The sequence below is a fragment of the Bradyrhizobium sp. Leo170 genome (assembly GCF_004296405.1).
Lineage (GTDB): Bacteria > Pseudomonadota > Alphaproteobacteria > Rhizobiales > Xanthobacteraceae > Bradyrhizobium.
This window is the reverse complement of record NZ_PSRR01000722.1, coordinates 1-1,350: the sequence shown is the minus strand read 5'-3', so window position 1 is coordinate 1,350 and position 1,350 is coordinate 1. Positions and strand designations below refer to the sequence as shown.

1 protein-coding gene is annotated in these 1,350 nt (G+C 50.7%); it reads right to left on the bottom strand.

The genetic code is table 11. The features are described 5' to 3' along the window. Positions 1-221: 221 nt before the first annotated feature. Positions 222-1,350, bottom strand: a 1,129-nt coding sequence (locus CWO89_RS44255; protein ID WP_207231209.1) for a phosphatase domain-containing putative toxin, incomplete at its 5' end; no start/stop codon positions are given.

Sequence of the window (1,350 nt, the reverse complement as noted above, 5' to 3'; positions counted from 1 at the left end):
TGTCGCCTTCATCAGGCGCACGGCTATCGCACCCCGATGGCGGTCTGGCGCGAACGGATGCCGGCCGCGAAGGCTGTGGACATGGTGGACAACGCTGCCGCGTTGACAACATGCCCACGGCAACATCAGCAAGCTTTCCCAAGGTGAATGGCTTTCAACATAGAGCGGTCAGCTTCCATCTAAGAAACCGGTTCAAGCGGTCCCGCCACGCGGGGTCCATTTCACGGCATCCTATTGCCGGGAGGCGCGGTCGGCGGCATACCGCAACTGGATGCATCGAACATCTGATGCTCATGACGTGCTTTTAAAGCTAGCCATTCCGTCCAGGAAATGGCTTCCGCTTTTTCAAGAGGTTGTTCTTTTGCATACTGAAAAAAAGTGTCCATTAGCTCGCTTTTTTCGTTCCGCAACACCTCCTTTGCCGCCTTGCTTGTTGTAGATTCGTCGCGCCTTCTTAATCTTATCTGGCGTTCTATGATGTCTGCACATTGCACTTTGTCGGCATTGTACAACATATCTGCTAGGGTCATCAGCAGCGTTGTACGCCCCATGCCGCCCCGGCAATGAAAATGCAAATGAACATCACCCGCATGAGCGAGGTTTCGCAACTCCGATACAAGTTTATCTATTTCAGCATCGGTGGGGCGCGCATGATCTGGTGTCGGAATACGCAGATACGCGACACCCTTTCTTTTAACTAATTCCTCTTCCGTTTCTATTTTCACTTCACCGAAGTCGAGAACCATTGGAGGCGCCGAAGAAGCCTTTCCTTTTACGACACTCCCGGATTCTATGGTCAGACCAAAAGGAAATTTAGTCGGTAGTTTTGCGAGCTTCTTTGTCTCCTTCGCGGGAATAATGTCAGCAGGCTTTTCCACGTTACCCCAATTATGATTATCTGCGGCAAACCAGGATATTGGTTCTCCATTTGCGAATCCATGGAACTCTTGCCTAGTATCTACAATGACGAGCCGTTTTGGATGTGTCAGTGTAATTAGTTCTTCTAGCTGCCGCTCAGAAAATTGAGCACTCCCAGACAAGCTTAAACCGTGAAACCCGGTCGAGTCGCATCTCTCCAACCCAGATGTATCGGATGTGGTGCGAAATCTAGGGGGTTCAATCTTGTCATATACAAGTCTTGGCGGATTTTGGTCGGGTATTTTCTTCGGTATTGTTGTCGGTGGAATTCTAAATGGCTTGCGTGAGTCAACGCTCGATGAGGCTGGAGCGCGAGCGCCGAGATCCGCATCTGGCGGCGGCATCTGATATGAAAGACCGACAGGCTTGCCGGGACCACACCGCATAAGTCTCTCCTTTGAACAGCAAAAAGATAGTTCCAAATCACGCAGG